General features: G+C 33.3%; 21 protein-coding genes. 12 read left to right on the top strand and 9 right to left on the bottom strand.

All coding sequences use genetic code 11. The features are described from left to right. Window positions 1-202: 202 nt before the first annotated feature. Together BM238_RS09855 and BM238_RS09860 are read right to left on the bottom strand one after the other, a co-directional pair. A complete protein-coding gene (locus tag BM238_RS09855; protein ID WP_090080316.1) occupies window positions 203-859 on the bottom strand; it encodes a hypothetical protein in 657 nt (218 codons plus the stop codon). 140 nt (window positions 860-999) lie between these two features. Beyond that, complete coding sequence (locus tag BM238_RS09860) at window positions 1,000-3,207, bottom strand: TonB-dependent receptor (protein ID WP_090080318.1); 2,208 nt, start codon at window positions 3,205-3,207, stop codon at window positions 1,000-1,002. Between the two features lie 127 nt (window positions 3,208-3,334). Between BM238_RS09860 and BM238_RS09865 the strand changes: the two genes are divergently transcribed. Then, complete coding sequence (locus BM238_RS09865; RefSeq protein WP_090080320.1) at window positions 3,335-3,862, top strand: superoxide dismutase family protein; 528 nt, start codon at window positions 3,335-3,337, stop codon at window positions 3,860-3,862. A 69-nt stretch (window positions 3,863-3,931) separates the two neighbouring features. On the opposite strand, the gene BM238_RS09870 is transcribed toward BM238_RS09865, so the two are convergent. Then, window positions 3,932-6,052, bottom strand: coding sequence for a carboxy terminal-processing peptidase (locus BM238_RS09870; protein WP_090080322.1), 2,121 nt, complete (start codon window positions 6,050-6,052; stop codon window positions 3,932-3,934). A 141-nt stretch (window positions 6,053-6,193) separates the two neighbouring features. On the opposite strand from BM238_RS09870, the gene surE reads away from it, so the two are divergent. From surE to BM238_RS09895, 5 genes are all read left to right on the top strand, one after another. After that, on the top strand, window positions 6,194-6,967 hold the full coding sequence (gene surE / locus BM238_RS09875; RefSeq protein WP_090080324.1) for a 5'/3'-nucleotidase SurE: 774 nt from the start codon (window positions 6,194-6,196) through the stop codon (window positions 6,965-6,967). Window position 6,968: 1 nt separating this feature from the next. After that, on the top strand, window positions 6,969-7,298 hold the full coding sequence (locus BM238_RS09880; RefSeq protein ID WP_090080326.1) for a DMT family transporter: 330 nt from the start codon (window positions 6,969-6,971) through the stop codon (window positions 7,296-7,298). Between the two features lie 70 nt (window positions 7,299-7,368). Further along, complete coding sequence (locus BM238_RS09885) at window positions 7,369-8,448, top strand: serine hydrolase domain-containing protein (RefSeq protein WP_090080327.1); 1,080 nt, start codon at window positions 7,369-7,371, stop codon at window positions 8,446-8,448. A gap of 52 nt (window positions 8,449-8,500) precedes the next feature. Beyond that, complete coding sequence (locus BM238_RS09890; RefSeq protein ID WP_090080330.1) at window positions 8,501-9,541, top strand: GMP reductase; 1,041 nt, start codon at window positions 8,501-8,503, stop codon at window positions 9,539-9,541. A 14-nt stretch (window positions 9,542-9,555) separates the two neighbouring features. Then, window positions 9,556-9,999: a GNAT family N-acetyltransferase gene (locus BM238_RS09895; RefSeq protein WP_090080331.1), complete on the top strand. Its 444-nt coding sequence runs from the start codon at window positions 9,556-9,558 to the stop codon at window positions 9,997-9,999. A gap of 7 nt (window positions 10,000-10,006) precedes the next feature. Here the strand turns inward: BM238_RS09895 and BM238_RS09900 are convergent, their stop codons facing one another. The 6 genes from BM238_RS09900 to BM238_RS09925 all read right to left on the bottom strand — a co-directional run bounded on the left by BM238_RS09900 (window position 10,007) and on the right by BM238_RS09925 (window position 15,381). Next, window positions 10,007-10,657 (bottom strand): aspartate/glutamate racemase family protein, encoded by a 651-nt coding sequence (locus BM238_RS09900; protein WP_090080334.1) that lies wholly within the window; start codon window positions 10,655-10,657, stop codon window positions 10,007-10,009. After that, window positions 10,654-11,604, bottom strand: coding sequence for an L-histidine N(alpha)-methyltransferase (locus BM238_RS09905; RefSeq protein WP_090080336.1), 951 nt, complete (start codon window positions 11,602-11,604; stop codon window positions 10,654-10,656). Before BM238_RS09905 ends, BM238_RS09900 begins: the two co-directional genes overlap by 4 nt. Further along, entirely contained in the window at window positions 11,601-12,752 is a 1,152-nt protein-coding gene (egtB, locus tag BM238_RS09910; RefSeq protein ID WP_090080338.1) for an ergothioneine biosynthesis protein EgtB, read from the bottom strand. Before egtB ends, BM238_RS09905 begins: the two co-directional genes overlap by 4 nt. A 112-nt stretch (window positions 12,753-12,864) precedes the next feature. Then, the gene (fabG, locus tag BM238_RS09915) at window positions 12,865-13,608 is read right to left on the bottom strand and encodes a 3-oxoacyl-[acyl-carrier-protein] reductase (RefSeq protein WP_090080341.1); all 744 of its coding nucleotides are present in this window, start codon (window positions 13,606-13,608) and stop codon (window positions 12,865-12,867) included. 6 nt (window positions 13,609-13,614) lie between these two features. Further along, the gene (rsmI, locus tag BM238_RS09920; protein WP_090080344.1) at window positions 13,615-14,349 is read right to left on the bottom strand and encodes a 16S rRNA (cytidine(1402)-2'-O)-methyltransferase; all 735 of its coding nucleotides are present in this window, start codon (window positions 14,347-14,349) and stop codon (window positions 13,615-13,617) included. Further along, on the bottom strand, window positions 14,350-15,381 hold the full coding sequence (locus BM238_RS09925; protein ID WP_090080346.1) for a hypothetical protein: 1,032 nt from the start codon (window positions 15,379-15,381) through the stop codon (window positions 14,350-14,352). 61 nt (window positions 15,382-15,442) lie between these two features. On the opposite strand from BM238_RS09925, the gene BM238_RS09930 reads away from it, so the two are divergent. From BM238_RS09930 to BM238_RS09955, 6 genes are all read left to right on the top strand, one after another. Beyond that, on the top strand, window positions 15,443-16,024 hold the full coding sequence (locus tag BM238_RS09930; RefSeq protein ID WP_090080348.1) for a thymidine kinase: 582 nt from the start codon (window positions 15,443-15,445) through the stop codon (window positions 16,022-16,024). Continuing rightward, window positions 16,024-18,471: a bifunctional UDP-N-acetylmuramoyl-tripeptide:D-alanyl-D-alanine ligase/alanine racemase gene (locus BM238_RS09935; RefSeq protein ID WP_090080349.1), complete on the top strand. Its 2,448-nt coding sequence runs from the start codon at window positions 16,024-16,026 to the stop codon at window positions 18,469-18,471. The genes BM238_RS09930 and BM238_RS09935 overlap by 1 nt, the downstream gene beginning before the upstream one ends. A gap of 1 nt (window position 18,472) precedes the next feature. Next, window positions 18,473-20,617 (top strand): patatin-like phospholipase family protein, encoded by a 2,145-nt coding sequence (locus BM238_RS09940; protein ID WP_177205456.1) that lies wholly within the window; start codon window positions 18,473-18,475, stop codon window positions 20,615-20,617. Window positions 20,618-20,621: 4 nt separating this feature from the next. Further along, window positions 20,622-21,029 carry an rRNA maturation RNase YbeY gene (gene ybeY, locus BM238_RS09945; RefSeq protein ID WP_090080353.1) on the top strand — a complete coding sequence of 136 codons (408 nt, stop codon included), beginning with the start codon at window positions 20,622-20,624 and terminating at the stop codon, window positions 21,027-21,029. A 137-nt stretch (window positions 21,030-21,166) separates the two neighbouring features. Further along, the gene (mnmG, locus tag BM238_RS09950; protein WP_090080354.1) at window positions 21,167-23,029 is read left to right on the top strand and encodes a tRNA uridine-5-carboxymethylaminomethyl(34) synthesis enzyme MnmG; all 1,863 of its coding nucleotides are present in this window, start codon (window positions 21,167-21,169) and stop codon (window positions 23,027-23,029) included. A 32-nt stretch (window positions 23,030-23,061) separates the two neighbouring features. Beyond that, window positions 23,062-23,682: a YiiX/YebB-like N1pC/P60 family cysteine hydrolase gene (locus BM238_RS09955; RefSeq protein WP_090080500.1), complete on the top strand. Its 621-nt coding sequence runs from the start codon at window positions 23,062-23,064 to the stop codon at window positions 23,680-23,682. The last annotated feature ends 8 nt before the right edge of the window (window positions 23,683-23,690 follow it).

Below are 23,690 nucleotides of genomic sequence, written 5' to 3' on the forward strand. Positions count from 1 at the left end.
GGAAGAATCTGTAGTGTTAAGATTCTTCCTTCGTCAGAATGACAAGATAACGTCAAAAAAAATCCGTGCAAATCTGTGAAATCCGTGAGCAAATTCAGCGCACAGCTTTCACAGATTTACACAGATCAAAATCTCAATTACTGTAACCTTTTAACAAAAAAATCCCGCAAAAAGCAGGATTTAATTTTGAACTTTGGTGAGATTATTTCCCCACTTGAGAAAGAAAATAATCCGCTTCCTCTTTTCCCCAAGTTGGATCTAACGCACTTTTTGATTTATAAACTGCAAACTGCGCCTGGGCTTTTTTAAATAATTCAATGCCTTTTTCTTTACTTCCGCCGTATTGTTCCGGCGTGTAATACGTGTCTTCCGCTTTTAATAAAGAGATTCTTGGGTTTTCCGGATCCATTTTTTCTGCAGTTGCAAGAAGTTCGGCAGCCGTAGAACCTTCACTCATAAAGCGCGATTGCGGATCAACCATCATTCTCATACTGTGAGACATTTTTTCAAGAATAGTTAACTCTACATTATTTGGGGAAAGTGTTTGGGCAATATCAATGTGTTTTTGCGCATCATCAGCCAAAGCATCCAGTTGTGAAAGATCATTCGCGCGCATTAGGATTCTGCCTTTTTGAATGTCTGCATAAGCCGCGTAATATTGTGGCAACCATTCTTTATTTTCCTTTAAAGCAATTCTGGAAAAGTCATTGGCAAGAGCGCCAAGTTCATCTGCGCTTTGACTTTGCTGCACTTTCATCACTTTGTCTTTCATGGCGGTTTCGTAAGCGGTTTGTGCAAATGCATTGATTCCGGTGAAAGTTAATAAAAGTGTTAATGCTAAATTTTTGATCGTTTTCATAATATTATTTTTAATTGGTTTGTTAATGATAATGTAAAGATATACTGAGATTTTTTTATTTAAAACTAATTTTTGCTGAACGGTTATTTTTGATTTCTGAACGGTTTAAAATCTTGATTCTTGGCTCTTTATTCTAAAATCTATAAGTTATTATTAATCGCATCATTCGTTTTATCCTGTCCGAAACTAATGAAAGCACCGATAAAGACGAAAGTATTGACAGTTGGCGTAACGGGCGAACGTCGCAATCCATTATTTGAATAATTATAGCCATAAATATTTTTCTGCCCTAAAATATTGGAAACACTCAACACTAAAACAGTAAATGCTTTCGAATCTTTTTTACCCAAATTCGGCAGATAATTTAAACTGAAGTTTAGTCCGCTGTAATCTTTTAATTTTCCTTCATTTCTGATTATATTTTGTCCGTTGTTATCAACAATATCATAATAAGGACGGCCGGAAGAATAGGTATAAGACATATTAAAACCCGTTTTCCATTTGGTAACGAACTTTTTCGCCACCGCAGAAAGTGTGTGTTTCGCTGCAAAACCAGGCGCCAGACTTATTGGATAATTTTGAAAATCACGTTTGGAATCCAGGTAAGAATAGGTGACCCAGTAATCGATGTCTTTGATGGATTTTTTATCGCGCCAGAACAATTCCAGACCTTTCGCAAAACCATTTCCTTGGTTATTAATTGCTGTAGAAAAATTCTGATTTCCATTGGTTTTAATTAGTTGATCGTATTTTTTGTAAAATGCTTCCAATCTTAAATTTCTGCCTTCTGTATTTCTTTGGATCTGGAAAATATAATGGTCCGCTTTTTGAAAAGTTAGTGGCACGTTGGAATTTAAATATTTACTTTCCGGGTTTTGAAAAAATTTACCGTAAGCCAAAGAAGTGGTAAAATCTTTCGCAATTCTGTACGCAACGGCAACTCTTGGGGCAAAATTCCAGTGATTTAAATAAGAAGAATTTTCTGCACGCGCGCCAATTTTAGCAGAAAAATTGTTTGAAAAACCAAGATCAGTTTCTACAAATCCGGCAGAAAGTAAGTCTGAATAGTTTTTTTGGAAAATTCCATATCGAGAATCTTCATTGGCATTATTGAACTCAAAACCACCACGAACGGCAGAAATTTTATTAAATTTTCTTTCTAAAACTGCTTTTGCATTAATGTAATTTCCAGTTGTTTTTGAATTAATTGTATTCTGCGGAACGTTATTTAGCAAAGTGGTAAAATCAACATCAGATTTATTATAAGTGTAAGACGATCCAACATTAAGTAAATATCTCCCGAATTTTTGTTTAAATGAAAGATTTTGAAAAATATTATTTCCCTTCAAAGCAACCTTATTTTTATCAGAATCCGGTTCTAAACTTTCAGATAAAACCGCCAGTTTATTGGTATCAAATTTTGTATAATATTTTAAAAATCCGCCGCCTTTTGTTTTAATTCTGAAATTAGCATCGGCACTTATGTTTTGCGGCACTTTGTCAAAATCTGTGTTGTATTTTAACAATTTATCTACTAATGTTATGTTTAAATAACCTAAACTCGCGCCATAAGAAGCCGTTTTTGCTGTATTTAATTTCTGATAACTTCCGTTTAAAAATATTGGTGAAACGCCGATGTCAAAAGAAGTCTGTTCCGGAAGATCCACACTTTCCAGAATTAAAACGCCGGACAAAGCCTGACCGTAAAGCGCAGAATAACCGCCGCTGGAAAAAATATTTCCTTTAAATAAAGATGTATTAAACTGATCTCTACCAGCAATCCCGGGAACAGAATTTGAGAAATAATTGTTGATCAAACTGCCGTCCATAAAAATTTTGGTTTCAGCGCCGGTTCCGCCACGCACGAAAATTCCTTCCGTTTCGCCAACTTTTTGCACACCGGGAAGATAATTTAAAGCTGCAGTAATTTGTCCGTCTGCGCCTGCAGTTGTATAGATGTCAATTGGTGTTAATAAAGCAGTTGCACGTTTTTTATCGCTCGCTTCAATGCTTCCGGCGGAAATTACAACGGCGTCAATTTCATTAAGCTGTTCTTTTAATTCAACATCTTGCGTGATGTTTTCCGTCGAAATAATGATCGGTCTTTCCACATTTTCAAACTTTGTATTGGTAAAAACCAATATTTTATTACCTTTTTCACAAGTTTCGAAAGTGTAATTTCCCTCTGCATCAGAAGTTGCGCCATCGTAAGTGTCTTTTAAAGTAATAGAAATATTTGCAACGCCTTTATTTTTGTAACTGATCTTTCCGCTGATTTTTATCTGCGCAAAAAAAACGCCGCTTATTAAGAATGTTAGAATAGAAATGATTTTCAAAATTGATTTCATAGTTTTAATTTTGACCAAAGATAATTTCAGTGTATATTTATACCTAATTTTTCTGCCTGAGTTGTAGAATTCTGTTTCTAAACGGTAGTAAAATTATTAACTTAAGAATTAATCTAAATTAAATAATATGAAAAATTTTAAATTTTTACTTTTTGCAGCAGCTGGCGTTACGGCAACGTCTTGTGGTTCTATGAAAAAAATGAAAACCATGAAAACCATGACGGAAACCATTAATTCTAAAAGCGGAACAAATACCCAGGGAACTGCGAAATTTACCGAAGACGGCGCGATGGTGGAAATGGACATGAATGTTTACAAATTAACACCCGGAACTCACGCCGTTCATATCCATGAATTTGGAAACTGCTCTGCAACAGATGCAAGTTCTGCCGGCGGACACTGGAATCCTTCAAAAGATGATCATGGAAAATTCGATTCTGCACATTTTCATATGGGCGATATCGGAAACTTAGTTGCTGATAAAAACGGAACGGCTAGATTAATTTTTAAAACCGATAAATGGTGTCTGGGATGTTCTGACGACTCAAAAAATATCGTGGGAAAAGCGATTGTTATTCATGCAGGAAAAGATGATTTCATGACGCAACCGACAGGAAACGCTGGTGGTAGAGTTGGATGTGTAGAGATAAAATAAATCCTAAATTTCATCAAATAAAAAAGGCCGGAAATTAATTTCCGGCCTTTTTTTCTGTAATTATTTTATCTATTTCATTTCTGAAACTACATTTACAGCTTCATCAAGATAGAAATCACGGCTGAGATTTTTCGTCCAGGCTTTGGTTTTTTTAGCGAAAACTGTATCTGTTTTCTCTTTAGCCACCTCGTCCGGATTCAGTAAGAAACTTAATTTATTGTCATATTTCTCCAGAGGTTTAAATGCTTTAAGATCAGATTTTCTTTGCTCCATCAGCGCCATAAATTTTTTCTCATTTAAAGTAACGCTCTTTTCTTTGTCTAACTTATCTTTCCATTCAGTAGATTTTTGCAGCAACTGATAATTAGCATTATTTTTAATTCTTGCTTCACTTGCTTTCTGTAACGCAGCAATATTAAAAACATTCATTTTCTGGAAACTCGTGGCTGCAATTTTATCCCAAGGCAAGGCATAATCACTGAAACGCTCACCTATTTCAGAATTCGTGAAGAAATCTTTTAAAGAAATGTCGGAATTAACACCTTTAATTTGTGTTGATTCTCCTGTAATTCTATAAAATTTCTGAATGGTTAATTTAAGCGAGCCAAAATCGTCATTAGTGTTTAAAAATCGGTTTAAATCTACAAAAGTCTGTACCGTTCCTTTACCGTAAGATTGCGGCGATCCAACAATTACAGCTCTTCCATAATCCTGCATCGCACCAGCTAAAATCTCTGAAGCGGAAGCTGACAACTCGTTTTGCATAATTACCAGCGGACCCGTCCAAAGTGGCGTAGTCGATTTATCTCTCAAAGTTTGAATTTTTCCATCACCATTTTTAACCTGAACGTAAGCGCCGCCATTCATGAAAAGTCCCATAATATCACCAACTTCGGTTAATGATCCTCCTCCATTATTTCTCAAGTCTAATATAATTCCCTCAACGTTTTGGGCTTTTAATTTTACCAATTCAGCTTTTAAATCATCGGAAGCATTTCTTCCTTTTGGATCATTAAAATTAGCATTAAATCCCGGCAAATTAATGTAGCCGTATTTTTTACCATTTTTATATTGAATAGAAGCGCTTCTTGCGAATGTATCTTCAATCGTAATTTCATCACGTATCAAGGTAACATCTTTTATCGATTTGTCTTTTTTCTCAACCGTTAAAGTCACAGGCGTTCCTTTTTCCCCGCGAATTAGTTGTACGGCTTCCTCTGAAAGCATTCCAACAACATTTACTGCATCTTCATTTGCTTTTGATTTTACCTTTAAAATTTTATCACCTTCGCTTAATTGTTTAGATTTCCAGGCTGGTGCTCCGGTTACAAGTTCACCTAAATATAAAAACCCTTTCTTTTCCTGAATAATTGCGCCAATTCCGATAAACTGTCCGCTAAAACTACTGTCAAAATCTTCTTTGTCTTTTGGCGAATAATAATTACTGTGCGGATCAAAAACCTGCGTGTAAGCATTCATATAAACCGTAAACCAGTTCATTTTTTTTCTTTTCTTAAATCTCCTGAAAGTATCTGCCACAAGATCTTTTACCTCATTAGTCGCTTTAATTTTTTTAGCTTCAGGCGTGAGTATATTTAATTTAATGGTATCCTTTAATTTAAATTTCTGTACGGAATCTTTCTTTTCTTTTTGCGCTTCCTCCTTTGAAGTGTAAGTCGCCATTTCCTGAAGAATGTTATATTTTATATATTTTTTCCACTCATTATACTGCGCCTCTTTATTTTCAGGATTTAATTTATCTTTTGGCTCAATTATCAAACTGTCATTTTCGTCCAGATTGATTGGTTTTTTAAAAATATCCTGCGTCATTAAATCAATTTCGTCTACACGCTGGTAAAGTCTGTCAACTGTTGCTTTGTAAAAAGTAAGATCTCCATTAGTTAGAAAATCATCAAGTTTTGTATTGTACTGAGAAAATTCTTTCATATCAGATGCCAAAAAATACCTTTTTGCAGGATCTACCATATCAAAATACTGCTTATAAACATCTTGTGAAAATGCATCATTAAAAGGTTTTGGACTATAATGCAAATAAGAAAGTGTGTTTTTAACACTTACCATAATAGTCGACATTTTTTGATCATCATCTTTAGGAGAATTAAAACAAAAAGCAAGCGTTGTAAGCGGAATGAAGAGAAGAAGTTTATTGAATTTGAATTTTTTGAACATTTGGCGGGTTATATTTATGATTTAATAGGTCTTTGGAAATGATTTTTTGTTACTTTAAAAAAGTTCAACTGGCAAATTTAATACCTAATTAACGAAGTTTCCACAACTTTTTAATTAATTTTGTAAAAACGAAAAAGTTCTATGCAAAAACCCTTAATTTTAGTAACAAATGACGACGGAATTACCGCGCCGGGAATAAGAAATTTAGTTTCTTTTATGAATGAAATTGGCGATGTAGTCGTTGTGGCTCCAAATTCTCCACAATCCGGTAAAGGCCACGCAATAACAATAAACGCAACTTTAACTTTCGAAGAAATACATTTAGAAGGACCACAAAAAGATTATGCTCTTTCCGGAACGCCTGTTGATTGTGTGAAATTTGCTTTAGATAAAATTTTAGACCGAAAACCAGATTTAGTGGTTTCAGGGATTAACCATGGAGCAAATTCTTCCATTAATGTCATTTATTCCGGAACGATGAGCGCTGCAGTTGAAGCCGGCGTTGAAGGTTTACAAGCCATTGGTTTTTCACTTTTAGATTTTGCCTGGGATGCAGATTTCAAGCAAGGGAAAAAATTTATCCAGAAAATTGTGCGTAATGTTTTAGAAAAACCTTTACCAAAAGGTGTTGTTTTAAATGTCAATATTCCAAAACTTAAAGAAGACGAAATAAAAGGAATCAGAATTTGCAGACAAGCGAACGCAAAATGGGAAGAGAATTTTGATGAAAGAGTTAATCCTCATGGTAAAAAATATTTTTGGCTTTCTGGCTATTTTAATAATATGGATTCTGGAAAAGATGCTGATGAAAATGCACTTTTAGAAGGTTTTGTTTCCGTAGTTCCTGTAAAATTTGATTTAACGGCGTATGAATATATTGCTGAACTGACAGAAAATTTTAAATACGAATCTTAAAATGAACTGGTTAATTCTTATTATCGCCGGACTTTTTGAAGTCGCTTTTGCTTCTTGCCTTGGGAAAGCAAAAGAATCTTCGGGAACTGTCATGTATTTATGGTACGCTGATTTTTTGATTTCGCTTAGCATTAGTATGCTATTACTTTTGAAGGCTGTCCAAACTTTGCCAATCGGAACTGCCTATGCAGTCTGGACAGGAATTGGAGCGGTTGGAACAGTTTTAATGGGAATTTTTGTTTTCAAAGAACCGGTTCATTTTTGGCGGATGTTTTTTTTAATTACATTAATTGGATCTATTATTGGTCTAAAATCCGTTTCAACCATTTGATACTTCGAATGAATTTTAAGATAATTTTAACTTAATGATAATTTTATAATCTATAGTTTAAATAATTCCCATGAAATCTTTAATTTGCTTGATTTTTTTTCTTTTTATTGGTTGTAAAAATAGTTCTGATATTACAGAACCTGTTAATAATCCTCAAGCGCCAAATGAAAGCATTTACTTTCCACCAAATAATTCCGACACCTGGGAAACCAAAGATCTTAATACACTCGGATGGCATTCTTCAGCGGTTCAGCCTTTGTATGATTATTTGCAGTTAAAAAATACAGTATCATTTATGGTTCTCTATAATGGGAGAATTGTTTTAGAAAAATATTTTGGCACACAAACCGCTGCTTCACCTTGGTATTGGGCAAGTGCAGGAAAAACTTTAACCTCAACAGTTGTGGGAATTGCACAACAAAATAATTTGGTAAATCTCAACGAAAAAGTTTCTGCCTACGTTGGAACAGGTTGGACGAGCGAAACTTTAGCACAAGAAAATCTCATTAAAGTAAATCATCTTTTGACAATGACTTCTGGTTTAGATGATTCTTTGGGAGATGATGTCAGTCCTTCAAATTTAAAATATAAAGCAGACGCCGGAACAAGATGGGCATATCACAATGTTTTTGAAAAATTACAAGATGTTGTTGCAAGTTCAAGCAAGCAAACATGGATCAATTATTTTAATGCCAATCTTCGGGACAAAATAGGAATGACGGGAACCTGGATTCCCAATGGAAACGATAATATTTACTGGAGTACCGCAAGAAGTATGTCAAGGTTTGGTTTATTATTTTTAAACAATGGAAACTGGAATGGAACTCAAATTATTAATAAAGACTTTGTCACTGCGGCAACCAATACTTCTCAAAACATCAATTTGGCTTATGGATATCTTTGGTGGCTCAATGGTAAAGCAAGTTACCATTTACCTCAAACCCAGGTTCAAATTCCCGGCACTTTAATTCCTAGCGCGCCAAATGATATGTTTTGTGCTTTGGGTAAAAATGACCAAAAAATATACGTTGTTCCTTCTAAAAAATTAGTGATCATCAGAATGGGGAATTCTGCTGATGGAACCAATTTCGCACTTTCTGATTTTGATGATTCACTTTGGCAAAAAATAAATGCCGTGATTAAACCTTAAGATATTATTTCTTAAATAATATTATATTTATCTTTGAACTTAAAGATTCAAAATGCGCATAGAAAACGATATAAAATTAGGTTTTAAAGATGTAATGATCCGCCCAAAAAGATCAACATTAAAATCCCGATCACAAGTTAGTTTAGAAAGAAATTTCACGTTCAGAAATTCTCAAAAAAAATGGAGCGGCGTCCCAATTATCGCAGGAAATATGGACACCGTCGGAACTTTTGAAATGGCAGAAGCTCTTTCCAAAGAAAAAATTATCACGGCAATTCATAAACATTACACGGAAAATGAATGGGCAGAATTTCTTTTGGATCAAGACGATTCCATTTATGATTACATCGCTTTAAGCACAGGAACAGGTTCCAACGACGCAGAAAAAATCAAAAATATTCTTACGAATCATCCAAAAATTAATTTTTTATGCATTGATGTTGCGAACGGTTATTCTGAACATTTTGTAGAATTTGTAAAAAATGCCAGACAAAATTTTCCAGATAAAACCATTATTGCAGGAAATGTAGTGACTGGCGAAATGGTTGAAGAACTAATTCTTGCCGGCGCAGATATTGTAAAAGTGGGAATTGGTCCAGGTTCCGTTTGCACAACCCGTATAAAAACCGGCGTTGGTTATCCTCAACTTTCCGCGATTATTGAATGCGCAGATGCCGCGCATGGACTTGGGGGACAAATTATCGCTGATGGCGGTTGCAAAATTCCAGGTGATGTTTCGAAAGCATTTGGTGGCGGCGCAGATTTCGTAATGCTCGGTGGAATGTTTGCCGGTCACGATGAAAGTGGCGGCGAAATAGTTGAAGAAAACGGCAAAAAATTTAGACTTTTTTATGGCATGAGTTCGCAAACCGCGATGAATAAACATTCCGGTGGTGTTGCAGAATACCGCGCCTCTGAAGGTAAAACTGTAAAAGTGGCTTATAAGGGTGCTGTTTCAGAAACTGTGAAAGATATTTTGGGCGGTGTTCGTTCGACATGCACTTATGTCGGTGCGTCTCATTTAAAAGAACTTTCTAAGCGTACAACTTTTATACGCGTGCAAGAACAAGAAAATCAGACTTTTAACGATTAATTATTTTTAAAATTATGGAAATAAAAAGGACAAATTCAGAAGATTTAAACTTTATAAGTTTAGTGAAAGATCTTGATTTTTATCTTGCTTTAAAAGATGGCGAAGAACATGCTTATTATGCTGAATTTAACAAAATTACGGCGCTTCAAAACTGTCTTGTCTTGTTTGAAAATAACGAAGCCGTTGCTTGTGGTGCGATTAAACCTTTTGATGAAAATACGGCAGAAGTAAAGAGAATGTTCGTAAAACCGGAATTTCGGGGTAAAGGTTTTGCGTCTAAAATTTTATCTGAATTAGAGAATTGGGCAAAGGAATTAGGTTTCACTAAAACAATTCTGGAAACCGGCAAACGCCAAACGGAGGCGGTAAATTTATATTCAAAAACCTACAACATTATTCCTAGTTACGGACAATATAAAAATATGGAAAACAGTATTTGCTTCGAGAAAAATTTATAAAAATTCTTTATTTTAAAAATTCTTCGATCTGTAAATCTGCCATATCAATACATTTTGAATCATTTTTTAAAGCAAAAACAGACAATTCTGTACAAGCGATTACGACGGGATTTTGGACAGAATATTCTATGATTAAATTCTGGTAAGTTTCGATTTCTATTTGTGTTTGAATTTGATCAAAAACTTTTTTCCTGAAATTATCTAACCAGATTTGATGTTCTTCAGATGGAAGAATTAATTCTATGTTATTTTCAGAAAATTTTTCCTTTAAATAATCGGAATTCATTGTGTATAAAGTGCCGAACAACGTGATTTTTGAAATCTTATTTTTAACCAAATAATCGATTGTCAATTTTACGGGATGAAATAATTTTAACGGACTTTCTATTTTGTCTAAAGTTTCGTGCAACGTAATATTTGGAACTAATAATTCAGAAATTCCTAAACTTAAAATTTCATTTAAAACGGATTCTATTTTAGGCTTTAAAACAGCAAATTGATTCGGCAAAAATGGGTTTATTTCCTGAAAATCAATCTGATACAAAAGATATGGACAAGTTGAAAATTCTTTATTTCTTACTTTGAATTTTCTTTGAATTTCACCCAAATAATACTGCGTGGAAAACGCGCCAAGTCCTAAAATTCCTTTTAAACTCATTTTTTTGTCAAAATATAATCAGCAAAATAGTTTTTAGAGTCTAAAAATTTATCTGAAATTTCAAGAGAGGAATTTTTCAATAAATCATTTAAAATTTCATCATTATATTTCCGGGAAATCTCTGTGTGAATTTTTTCATTTTCATCAAATTCAAAAGTTTTATCTAAATCTTTGACGTAAACTTCCTGTTTTATTTTACTTACTAAATAACTTTTCGCAAAACCTTCTTCAGTGTATTCCGGTTGATGTTTAAAATTCTCCAAAATGAAATTTGCGCCAAGATCTTCATTTATTCTTTTCAATAAATTCATATTAAATTCTCTCGTAACGCCTTGTGCATCGTTATAAGCGGGCAAAACAATTTCGCGGGATTTAATTAAATCAAGACCTAAAAGCAGTTTTTCATTTGGTTTTAAATGCGTCGCCAATTTATTTAAAAAATCATGCGCCACCTCATCATTTAGATTACCCAAATTTGACCCAATAAAAAGAATCACTTTCGGTTTTTCTGAACTAAATAATTCATCTAAAACCGTAAAATATTCACCTTGTTTGGCTTCAAGAGTCAAATATGGAAATAAATTTACAAGTCGATCTGAAATAACATCTAAACTATTTTGAGAAATATCAACCGGAATATATTTAAAATTATAACCATTTTTCAATAAATTATCTAATAGATATTGCGTCTTTTTTCCGTCGCCTGCGCCAAGTTCAATCAACTCAAATTCCTGATCTTTTATGATATCAAAACTCGAAATAATACTTTCACTTTGATCGCGAAATATCTCTAACTCGCAATTTGTAAGGTAATATTCCGGCAATTCCATTATTTTTTGGAATAATTCGTCGCCAATTTTATCGTAAAAAAAATGGGAAGAAATAAACTTCTTCTCACTTGATAATCCCAAATCGATATCTTCTAAAAATGTATTTTCTTTTGTCATTTCGCTAATCTTATTCCTGTAATTTGCCACCTGTATTTTGGGTGAAAAAAGTTTCTGTACGTATTTCTTTCGTGGCCTTTTGGTGTCGCAGTTGAAGCACCGCGCAAAACCATCGTGTTGATCATAAATTTTCCATTATACTCGCCAACTGCACCTTCTGCAATTTTAAATTTTGGATAAGGAAGATAAGCGGAATAAGTCCATTCCCATCTCTTTCCCCATTTTAATTGGTTTGATGCCGCTTCCCATTCAAATTCTGTAGGTAATCTACAACCTTTCCAATTGGCAAACGCTTGTGCTTCGTAAAATGAAATGTGTGTTAAAATATCTTCGGGTTCAATTTGTTTTAAACCTTCTAATGTGTACGAATACCAATTACCTTCGATTTTTTGCCAATAAAGTGGTGCTTCAATTTGATTTTCATTAACCCAATTCCAACCTTCATCCAACCAATATTTGAAGTTTTCATAACCACCATCTTCTATAAATTCTAAAAAATCTGCGTTAGTCACTAAACTTTTTGAAATTTCGAAATCGTGTAAAAAGACTTTGTGTCTTCCTTCTTCATTATCAAAATGAAAACCTTCGCCTTCGAAACCAATTTCGTAAATGTTTTCTGATATTTTTAACCAACCTTCTTCCTCATTTTTTTGAGCAGTGAGGTTAAATTTTTCTTTATAAACGGGATTTATCGGATTGTAAGAAAGTGTATGTTTTAAGTCCGTGATCAGTAATTCTTGATGCTGTTGCTCATGATTTATTCCTAAAATTATTAATTCTTTTAATTCTTCTGAAACATCATCTTTTAGTAATTTTTCAATGTGAGAATCTACATAAATCCTATATTGATAGACTTCTGAAACGGTTGGACGCGTAATCGTTCCACGTTCTGTGCGAATCGCTCTTTCACCAACTGCATGGTAATAACTATTAAATAAGAAAGAAAAATGCGGATTAAATATTTGGTAATCTTCAACGAATTTCTTTAAAATCATTTCCTCAAAAAACCAAGTAGAATGACTTAAATGCCATTTTGGTGGACTTGCAAAATCAACAGGTTGCGGAATATAATCTTCGATTTCCAGCGGCGAGCACAACTCAACTGAATAAGCGCGCGTTTTTTGAAAATTTTGTAAAAGTGAAGTCATCAAATCTTTAATACTTTTATTGAATTAAAGTTAAACAAAAAATATTCCGCAATTTAGTTTTATCAACTAATTTTTAGTTTTTAGTAAAAGAATTTGTGATTTTTATTTCTAATTAAGTCAACATTCCACCGTCCACATTTAAAACCTGTCCTGAAATGTAAGACGACATTTCGCTAGCGAAGAAAACGCATGCATTTGCAACATCTTGCGGTTGTCCACCGCGTTTTAAAGGAATTGCATCTCGCCAACTTTGAACGGTTTTTTCGTCTAAAGCCGCGGTCATTTCAGTTTCGATAAAACCTGGCGCGATGGCATTACAACGGATATTTCTTGAACCCAATTCCAACGCAATTGATTTTGTAAAACCAATAACGCCCGCTTTTGAGGCGGCATAATTGGCTTGTCCCGCATTACCTTTGATTCCAACAATCGAAGTCATATTGATTATAGAACCAGATTTTGCTTTCATCATTGGCTTTACAACGGCCTTTGTTAAATTAAAAACCGAATCTAAATTAGTTTTTATGATCAGATCCCAATCGTCTTTTGACATTCTCAGCATCAAATTATCTTTGGTGATTCCGGCATTGTTTATCAAGACATCTACTCTTCCAAATTCTTCAATAACGTCGGCTACTAATTTTTGCGCAGCATCGTAATCCGAAGCGTCTGACTGATAGGCTTTTGCTTTCGTTTTTGTGTTTAATTCCTTTTCAAGCGCATTTGCTTTATCTACAGAACCGGCATAAGTAAAGGCAACTTGCGCACCTTGCTCAGCAAAAACTTCTGCAATACCTTTTCCAATCCCGCGTGTTGCGCCTGTAATTAAAACCACTTTTCCTTCTAATAATCCCATTTCAGTTTATTTTTCTAAGTTTTTATATTTATTTTTTGACGAAACTATTTCACTTTCGTTTTCTTTATTTTCAACATTATTGACTACCAAAACAATCTCGCCTTTCAAAGTTTTACTTTTAGAAAAAGCAATCAATTCGTCAATTTTTCCACGTTTTGTTTCTTCAAATTTCTTGGAAATTTCCCTGCTCAAACTAACTTTGGTTTCATCTCCGAAAAATTCTTTGATCTGTTCTAAAGTCGTGTTGATTTTGTGCGGACTTTCATACAGAACCACAGTTTTTTGTTCCGCTGCCAATTGTTTTAATTTTGTTTGCCGACCTTTTTTAGGTGGTAAAAATCCCGCAAATAGGAATTCATTATTTGGCAATCCTGAAACCACCAAGGCCGGAACAAATGCTGTCGCGCCTGGTAAACATTGCATTTCAAGATTTTCATCTGAAATAGCTTTCGCTAAAAGATAACCTGGATCCGAAATTCCTGGTGTTCCCGCATCTGTAATTAAAGCGATATTTTGTCCGTTTTTAAGATCTTCAATTACCTTTTGCGTGTTTTGGTGTTCGTTGTGTAAGTGATAGGATTTCAGTTGCTTAGATATTTCGTAATGCTTTAAAAGAAAGCCAGAAGTCCGCGTGTCTTCACATAAAATATAGTCGACTTCCTTCAGTAAACGAACCGCTCGAAACGTCATATCTTCCAGATTTCCGACTGGTGTTGGAATAAAATACAGGATTCCGCTCATTTAAATAAATTTATTTTCCACCAAAACCCAAAGTCTTTGCGCATATTCATCTGCTTTCTTCCAATCATTTTGGTAATATAATTCACTTAAATATTCTTTCGCTTCATCCAAAGTTTTATAACTATTCAATTGATTTACAGTAGATTTAAGTTCATTTTCATCACCTTTAAATAATAATTTTGTGAAAGCGAGTTTATCATTAAGATCAATTCTAAAATCTTGTTTAAACTTTTCTGCTTCCATAAAGTCGGTTGCCATATTGCTGTTGTGCAAAGATTTTTCCTCAATTTTTTCTACCGGTTTTTCTTCTAAAAAATCATCATCAAATAAAGATTTTACAATTCCCAATCCTTTGATTTTCCCTAATCTAAATTTTTTCTCAGAAAGTGTTTCATTTTTAAATTCATCAAAAATCGACAAAGGTTCTGCGCTTACACTTTCAGTTTTATTAAATTCAACAATTTTGCGCCTTCTTTCCTCCGCTTCTTTTTCCTGAATTAATTTAATTTGCTCTTCAACAGTTTCGTTTATTTCAGTTTCGGAAGTACTTTCAGCATCAAAACTTTTTATTTCTTCCACATTTAAATTTTCCAATTCAATATTTTCAACAAATTCGTTTTCTTTAATTTCTTCTGTTTCGGATAAATCAGCAAAAGCATTTTCTAAAGGCATTTTTGGCAAAACAGTTTCAGTTAATTTTTCCTGAACTTCAACATTTTCTAAAACTTTAATTTTAGCAGATAATTCAGAAATTTCTTCTTCTTTTTGCTGTAGAATTTCCCAATATTCTGTTTTTAAATTCTCATTTGTTGCTTCAAGATTCTCAATTTGCGCTTTACTTTCATCGGAAAATTGGGGAATCTCAATGTCAATTTCTGATAATTTACTTAAAAATTGAGTTTGCTCTAATAATTTTCCAATCGTTTTTTCCTGTTGAAATAATTCTTCCTGCGTTTCAATTTTTCGGATTTCCTGCAAGTAATTTTGACACTCAGAAAAAATGTTTTCCTTTAAATTTTGAATACTTTGCATGGTTTTATCTTGTTAATTTTTGCTTACTTTTGAGGTAATTTATTAATTGCTAATTTAACAAATGTTTTTAGAAAACACAATAAATCACGCGAAACAAAGTGGTTGGATGGAAGTAATCTGCGGCTCAATGTTTTCGGGGAAAACGGAAGAATTGATCCGGCGTTTGAGACGCGCAGAAATGGCTGGACAAAATGTAGAAATTTTTAAACCCGCGTTAGACGTCCGCTATTCGGAAGAAGATGTGGTTTCTCACAATCAAAATAAAATCAGAAGCACGGCGGTACAAAGTACTTCCGAAATTTTACTTTTAGGTTCTGGTTGTGATGTAGTGGGAATTGATGAAGCACAGTTTTTCGACGAAAGCATTGTTGATGTTGCAAATACTTTGGCAAATAATGGCGTTCGTGTCGTGATTGCTGGTTTGGATATGGATTTTTTGGGACGACCTTTTGGCTCCATTCCAAATTTAATGGCGACCGCAGAATATGTGACGAAAGTTCACGCAATTTGTCGAGATACCGGAAATTTAGCCAATTATTCTATGCGAAAATCCGAAGGAAAAAATTTGGTAGAATTGGGTGAAACAGAAAATTACGAAGCCGTTAGTCGCAAAGTATTTTTTGAAAAAATGTCAGAAAAATAATGAATTACACAACAAAAGAAATAGCAGAAATTACTCATTCTCAATTAATTGGGAATGAAAGTCTTTTTGTTAAATCTTTGGCTTATGACAGTAGAATTATCTTTTCTACGCTTGAAACGGCTTTTATCGCGATCAATAGTTTTAAAAATTCTGGTGAAAAATATATCAATGAGGCGATAGAAAAAGGTGTTTCAATCATTATTTCAGCGCATCAAATTTTTGAGCATCCAAATATTACCTGGATCATAACCGAAAATACCACAGAATTTTTACAGAAATTAGCAAAACACCATTTCGAAAACAGTCATTTAAAAAGCATTGGAATTACCGGCAGCAACGGAAAAACAATCGTAAAAGAATGGCTTTACCAATGTCTTTGGAACGAATTTGTAACTGTGAAAAGTCCGAAAAGTTTTAATTCTCAAATTGGTTTGCCGCTTTCGCTTTTGCAGATTGAAAAAAAACACGAACTCGGAATTTTTGAAGTTGGGATTTCAAAACCTGGCGAAATGGCAATTCTCGAAAATATATTTTCCCCAGAAATAGGAATTTTAACACATATTGGAACGGCTCATTCCATCAATTTCAAATCAGAAGAGGAAATTATTACAGAAAAATTAAAATTATTTAAAGATTCTAAAACCATTATTTTTAATGGCGATAATGATTTGGTTTTTAAGTTAATGAATGAAAAATATGCTGATAAAAATTTAATTTCTTTTGGTTCAAAAAGTAGAAACGACTATCATTTAACCACAGACTGGAAAAATGTCAATAAAGAAATAGAGGTTGAAAATGATTTAGAACAATTTACTTTTCCCGTAAAAAACAGGACTGAAGCCACAGTTTTAAATGGACTTTGTATCATTGCAACTTTGCGACATTTGGATTTTAAAATTTCAGAAATTATCCCGAAACTTAACGCTATAAAATCCGTTGAAATGCGTTTGGAAAGTGTTGAAGGGACGCGTAATAATTTAATTATCAATGATTCTTTTAATCTAGACGTTGATTCTTTACAAATTGCATATCAATTTATTAAAGAATATAAGAAGCCAAATAAAATCTTAATTCTGACTGATATTATTGATGTAAAAGAAAAGCCGGAAATACTTTATTCTTATGTTGCAAAACTTACAATTGAGCAAAATTTTAATCAAATATTTTTAGTTGGTTCAGAAATTATAGAATATTCAGATCTGTTTTCTAACGAAGTTTATACCTTTAAAACAACCGAAGAATTAATTGACAATCAGTTAATTAACAAGATTGAAAATTCAATTATTTTATTAAAAGGCGCAAGAAAATTTGAAATTGACCGTTTAAAACTGACTTTAGAACTTCAAAAACATGATACTGTTTTGGAAGTCAATTTAAATAATATGTTGCATAATATTAATGTTCATAAATCTTTGCTAAAACCGGAAACCAAAATGATGGCGATGGTAAAAGCGCATTCCTATGGATTGGGAGGTTTTGAAATTGCCGAATTTTTACAACACCATTTAATTGATTATCTGGGTGTTGCGTTCGTTGATGAAGGGATTGATCTAAGAAAAAAAGGGATTACAGTTCCGATTATGGTGATGAATCCTGAGCAACAAAGTTATAATGGCATTATTGATTTTAATCTTGAACCCGAAATTTACAGTTTTCGGGTTTTAAAACAATTTGTAGAAAAACTTCAGCAAAAAGGAATTGATGGAAAATATCCCGTTCATATTAAATTAGAAACAGGAATGCATCGTCTGGGTTTTAAAACTGAAGAAATAGAGGAACTTATTGAGCAAATTAAACTTAATAATCTTGAAGTTAAAACGATTTTCAGCCATTTATCTTCCGCTGATGATTTGGAACAAAAAGATTATACTTTAAAGCAAATTGAGACTTTCAAAATAAACTCTGATAAAATTATTGCTGCATTAAATTATCCAATTGTTAGACATATTTTAAATTCGTCCGGAATAGTTAATTATTTTGATCATCAATTTGATATGGTTAGAATTGGAATTGGAATGGTAGGAATTTCACCGAACCCAAAAATTCAAAAACAATTAAAACCAGCGGTAAGTTTAAAAACGGTTATTTCCCAGATCAATGAAATTCTTCCGGGAGAAAGTGTTGGTTATAATCGGAATTTTATACCAAATGTTAAAACCAAAATTGCCACAATTCCCGTAGGTTATGCAGATGGAATCCCAAGATTAATTGGGAATGGTATCGGAAAGGTGGGAATCAATAAAACTTTAAAACCAATTGTTGGAAATGTTTGTATGGATATGATGATGATCGAACTTGATGATCTGCCAGCAAAAGAAGGCGATGAAGTAATTATATTTAATGACAACCCAAGTTTACAGGATTTCGCAAATTACTGTAAAACAATTCCTTATGAAGTTTTAACCTCTATTTCGCGACGCGTGAAAAGAATTTATATAAAAGATTAAAATGAAAAAATTTATATTAATTATACTTTTAATAATCGGTTTTTTACCTAAATCACAAGTAAAGCAGGGTTTCGTTATTCCGCCACATCCAAGAGTCGGTTTATCATTAAGTGGCGGTGGCGCGAAAGGATTTACACATATTGGTGTCTTAAAAGTTTTGGATTCTTTGGGCGTAAAAATCGATTATATTTCGGGAACAAGTATGGGCGCCATTGTTGGCGGACTTTACGCTTCTGGATATTCGGGTAAAGAGATTGAAAAGATTGTTTTAGATACTGATTTTTACACGATCATCGCCAATGAAAAAACGCGTGTTGAAACCTCATTTTTAAATAAGTCAATTGATAAATATTTAATCACAGTACCTATTCAAGACGGAAAAATTAATGTTTTGCCTAAAGCCATTTCTACCGGACAAAAAAATATTTATCTTTTAAAAGAACTTTTTAGAAATGTATCAACAATTGATGACTTTTCTAAACTTCCCATACCTTTCATGTGTGTTGCAACCAATTTAGAAACGGGTTCACTTAATATTTTTGAAAAAGGAGATCTTTCTCAGGCTATTATGGCAAGTTCCGCATTTCCAGGATTAATGGATCCTGTGAAGATCGGTGATAGCTTATATATTGATGGCGCAATGACAATTAATTATCCTTCAAAACCACTCAGAGATAAGGGAATTGATGTTGTGATAGGTGTAGATTTAAGCCAGGGTTTAGCGAAAAGAAGTGATCTAAATAGTGCTATTTCTATTCTAAATCAGGTAATTGATTTTGGAATCCAGCGGGAAACTATTAATCAATATAAATATACAGATATTAATATTCATCCTGACTTAGGGACATTAGGTGCAACAAGCTATGATGCAAAAAAGCAAATTTTAGACTCTGGTTATGTTGAGGCAAAAAAATATATCACAATCCTTGATAAACTTCCAAAAAAAACAGATACAGTCTTGCGCGCACCAATGACGGGTATTTATTCAAATATTTATAAGATTGACAGTCTGCAATTGGTTAATAATAATATTTTTAGCAGTTCCTATGTTCAGGGAAAAATGAATTTAAAAACGCCAGCTCTTCTTACTTATGGCAATATTAATAAGATGATTGACAAATTATACGCTACAAATAACTATAAACTGATAAATTATGATGTTATTCAAAAGGATAACTTAAATATACTAAGAGTTGATGTGCAGGAAGATGATACCCGATTTTTCCTGAAATTTGGACTTCATTATGACGAAATATTTAAAACTGGTTTACTTCTTAATGCCACTGCTAAAAGACTTTTCTTTAGAAATTCAACTATTTCTTTAGATGGAATTATCGGAGATAAACCACGATACTATTTTAATTATTTTATTGACAATGGTTACATTCCTGGTTTTGGCGTTTATGCCTCCGGTATGAGTTTTAACACGAAAACAAACTCCGGCGATATTATAAAAACTGTGAATTGGTTTCGCACCGAAGCATACATCCAGTCAATTTATAAAGAAAAATATGCGCTGGGCGGCGGTATCAGCAATGATATATTCAAAATACGGGGAAATCCTACTGAAACTTATTATAACGCCTATATCTTTTTACGGAGCGACACGCAGGATGATAAAGAATTTCCAACAAGAGGTTTTTATTTAAATGCCGTCGGAAAAAGTCTAGATCTTTTTAATAAAAATATATTGAGCAGATCTTACCAGGCAAAAGCAGATGTGAAAATTCACTTTCCAGTTACTTCACGCTTGACCTATTCTGTTCGACTTTTTACAGGTTTTACTGTTGGCAGCAGCGATTACGAGAATTATAAATACAGTATTGGCGGTATTTTTGAGCAAAATTTAAATAATTTTGTGCCTTTTGATGGTTATCAGTTGGGAGAAATTACTGACAATAATATATTACTCGCTTCAAACAGTCTTCAGTATAGCTTGTCAAAAAATTTCTTTTTCACTGGCACTTTTAGCATCGCAAATTTGTTTGAAGATATTCAGATCAAAGAATTTTTAAATGTTCGGTATAAATCTGCAGGTCTTACCGCTGGATACAAATCACCTTTTGGGCAAATAAAGGTAAATTACAGTCATCCTCTTAACAATGGCCACGGAAACTTCAACGTCATACTCGGACACTGGTTTTAAAACTATGATAAATTACTTTTTTGAAAATACCGATCCAATAGAAATTTCAGAAAAAATTTCGCCTTGGCTAAATGATTTGATCACTTCCGAGAATAAAAAATTAGGTGAAATTACTTTCATTTTTGCTGACGATGAATATGTTTTAAAAGTAAACCAAGACTATTTAAAACATGATTTCTACACTGATGTTATCACATTTGACTATGTTAAGGGAAAAATCATTAGCGGTGATATTTTCGTATCTTTGCATCGCATTTCAGATAACGCCAAAATGCTGGATAAAGACTTTGAAAAAGAATTTTTAAGGGTTTTAGCACATGGCATTCTTCACCTCTGTGGTTATAAAGACAAATCCGAAGAAGAAATTTCTTTAATGCGTGAGAAAGAAGATCATTATATAAATCTTTTTTAGAAGCTATTTCCCGCTTTCCGCTGCAATCTATTCTTTTTTCAAGAAAAAGAAAAGGATTTCCACTTCAATCGGGGCTAGTTTCAATCTGGTCTTCTTAGAAAATTTTTATAAATGTTTCACGTGAAACAATTAAGATTATGATAAACGAAATATACGACGTTATCGTTGTTGGTGGCGGTCACGCAGGTTGCGAAGCTGCTGCTGCTGCTGCAAATTTAGGTTCTAAAACGCTTTTAGTAACCATGAATATGCAAACCATTGGGCAAATGAGTTGCAACCCTGCGATGGGCGGAATTGCAAAAGGACAAATTGTTAGAGAAATCGATGCAATGGGCGGTTATTCCGGAATTATTTCCGATAAATCTGCCATACAATTTAAGATGCTCAATCTTTCAAAAGGTCCTGCGATGTGGTCGCCGAGAACACAAAATGACAGAATGTTATTCGCAGAAGAATGGCGAATTGCCTTAGAACAAACACCAAATCTTGACTTTTTTCAGGATATGGTAAAAGAATTTATCATCGAAAACAACAAAGTTTGCGGCGTAAAAACATCTTTAGGACTTTCAATTAAAGCAAAATCGGTTGTTTTAACAAACGGAACTTTTCTTAACGGATTAATTCACGTTGGTGAAAAACAATTAGGTGGCGGAAGAATGGGCGAACCAAAATCTTTCGGAATTACCGAGCAGTTGGTAAGTCTAGGTTTCGAAGCTGGAAGAATGAAAACAGGAACTCCCGCCAGAATTGATGGAAGAACATTGGATTATTCCAAAATGGAAGAACAAAAAGGGGATGAAAATCCTCAAAAATTTAGTTATTCCGACACACCAAAAATTACAAGACAATTAAGTTGTCATATTGCTTACACCAACGAAAAAGTCCACGATATTTTAAGAACTGGCTTTGAAAAATCACCGATGTTTAATGGCACGATTCAAAGTATTGGACCAAGATATTGCCCAAGTATTGAAGATAAAATAAACCGATTTGCTGATAGAAACAGACATCAACTTTTCGCTGAACCAGAAGGTTGGCGTACTGTTGAAGTTTATTTAAATGGCTTTAGTTCTTCTTTACCTGAAGAAGTTCAAATACAAGCAATGCAGGCAATTCCTGGTTTCGAAAATGCAAAAGTTTTTCGCCCAGGTTACGCTATCGAATATGACTACTTCCCTCCTACTCAATTAAACCACACTTTAGAAACAAAATTAATCTCAAATCTATATTTTGCCGGACAAATTAATGGTACAACTGGTTACGAAGAAGCCGCGGGACAAGGTTTAATGGCCGGAATTAATGCTCATTTAAAAATTAATGAGAAACCAGAATTTATTTTAAATAGAGACGAAGCTTACATTGGTGTTTTAATCGATGATTTAATAACAAAAGGAACTGATGAACCTTATAGAATGTTTACATCAAGAGCAGAATACCGTTTGCTTTTAAGACAAGATAACGCAGATATTAGATTAACGGAAAAGTCATATAAAATTGGTTTAGCAAAAGCAGACAGATTAAAAAATGTTACAGAAAAGATTGATAAAAGCAATGAACTAGAAGAGTATTTGCGTCAAACTTCTTTAAAACCAACTGTAATAAATCCTTTATTAGAAAGTATCGAATCTTCTCCAGTTGATCAAGCGTATCGCGCTTCTCAAATTTTGACACGTCCAAATATTACCCTAAAAACTTTAGAATCAATAACTATTTTAAAGGAAAACTTAGATAAATATTCTGAAGAAGTTCGTGAACAAGCCGAGATTAATATTAAATATAAAGGCTACATTGAGAAAGAAAAAGTAAATGTAGATAAACTAAATCGACTCGAAAATATAAAAATTGCTGAAACTTTCGAGTATTTAAATATACCTTCCCTTTCTTCCGAAGCAAGACAAAAATTAACAAAGGTTCAACCAAAAACATTAGCGCAAGCAGGAAGAATAAGTGGTGTTTCACCTTCTGATATTAATGTTTTGATGATTTATATGGCAAAATAACGATGAATGTTTCACGTGAAACATTTAAAAATATGAAGCATTATATTTTAATTATTTTCTTGTTTGTGGTACAAAGTTGTGCAGTTTCAAAAACTAGCGAACTTCAAAATGGTGATCTACTTTTTGTACAGGCAGAAACACAAAATCTCTCTGGCGCTATAAGTCGCGTTACTGATAATAATCAATCAATTTCATTTGATCATATTGCAATTTTAGAAAAAGTACGAAAAAATATTAATGTACTGGAAGCATCCACGAAAAATGGATCCAGTAAAGTTTCTTATGTTGATTTTATAAAGAATCATAGCAAGACAAAGATTGTACTTTACCGTTTAAAACCAAAATATCAATCTGCAATTCCGGATGCAATAGTCAAAGCAAAATCAATGCTTGGTAAACCTTATAATACTGCTTACATTTTAAATGAAAATTCTTATTATTGTTCAGATTTTATTGAAAGAAGTTTTAGTAAAGCCAACATTTTTGAATTAAAACCAATGACTTTCATCAACCCAAAAACTGGAAAAACTGACGAATTTTGGTTAAATTTTTACGAGAAATTAGGTGTGGAAGTTCCTGAAGGAAAATTAGGATGTAATCCAAATGGACTTTCTCAATCATCAAAAATTGAAAAAATTAAAGTTTTAAATTAATCCTGATT

The sequence above is a fragment of the Halpernia frigidisoli genome (assembly GCF_900113805.1).
In the GTDB taxonomy this organism is placed as follows: Bacteria; Bacteroidota; Bacteroidia; order Flavobacteriales; family Weeksellaceae; genus Halpernia; species Halpernia frigidisoli.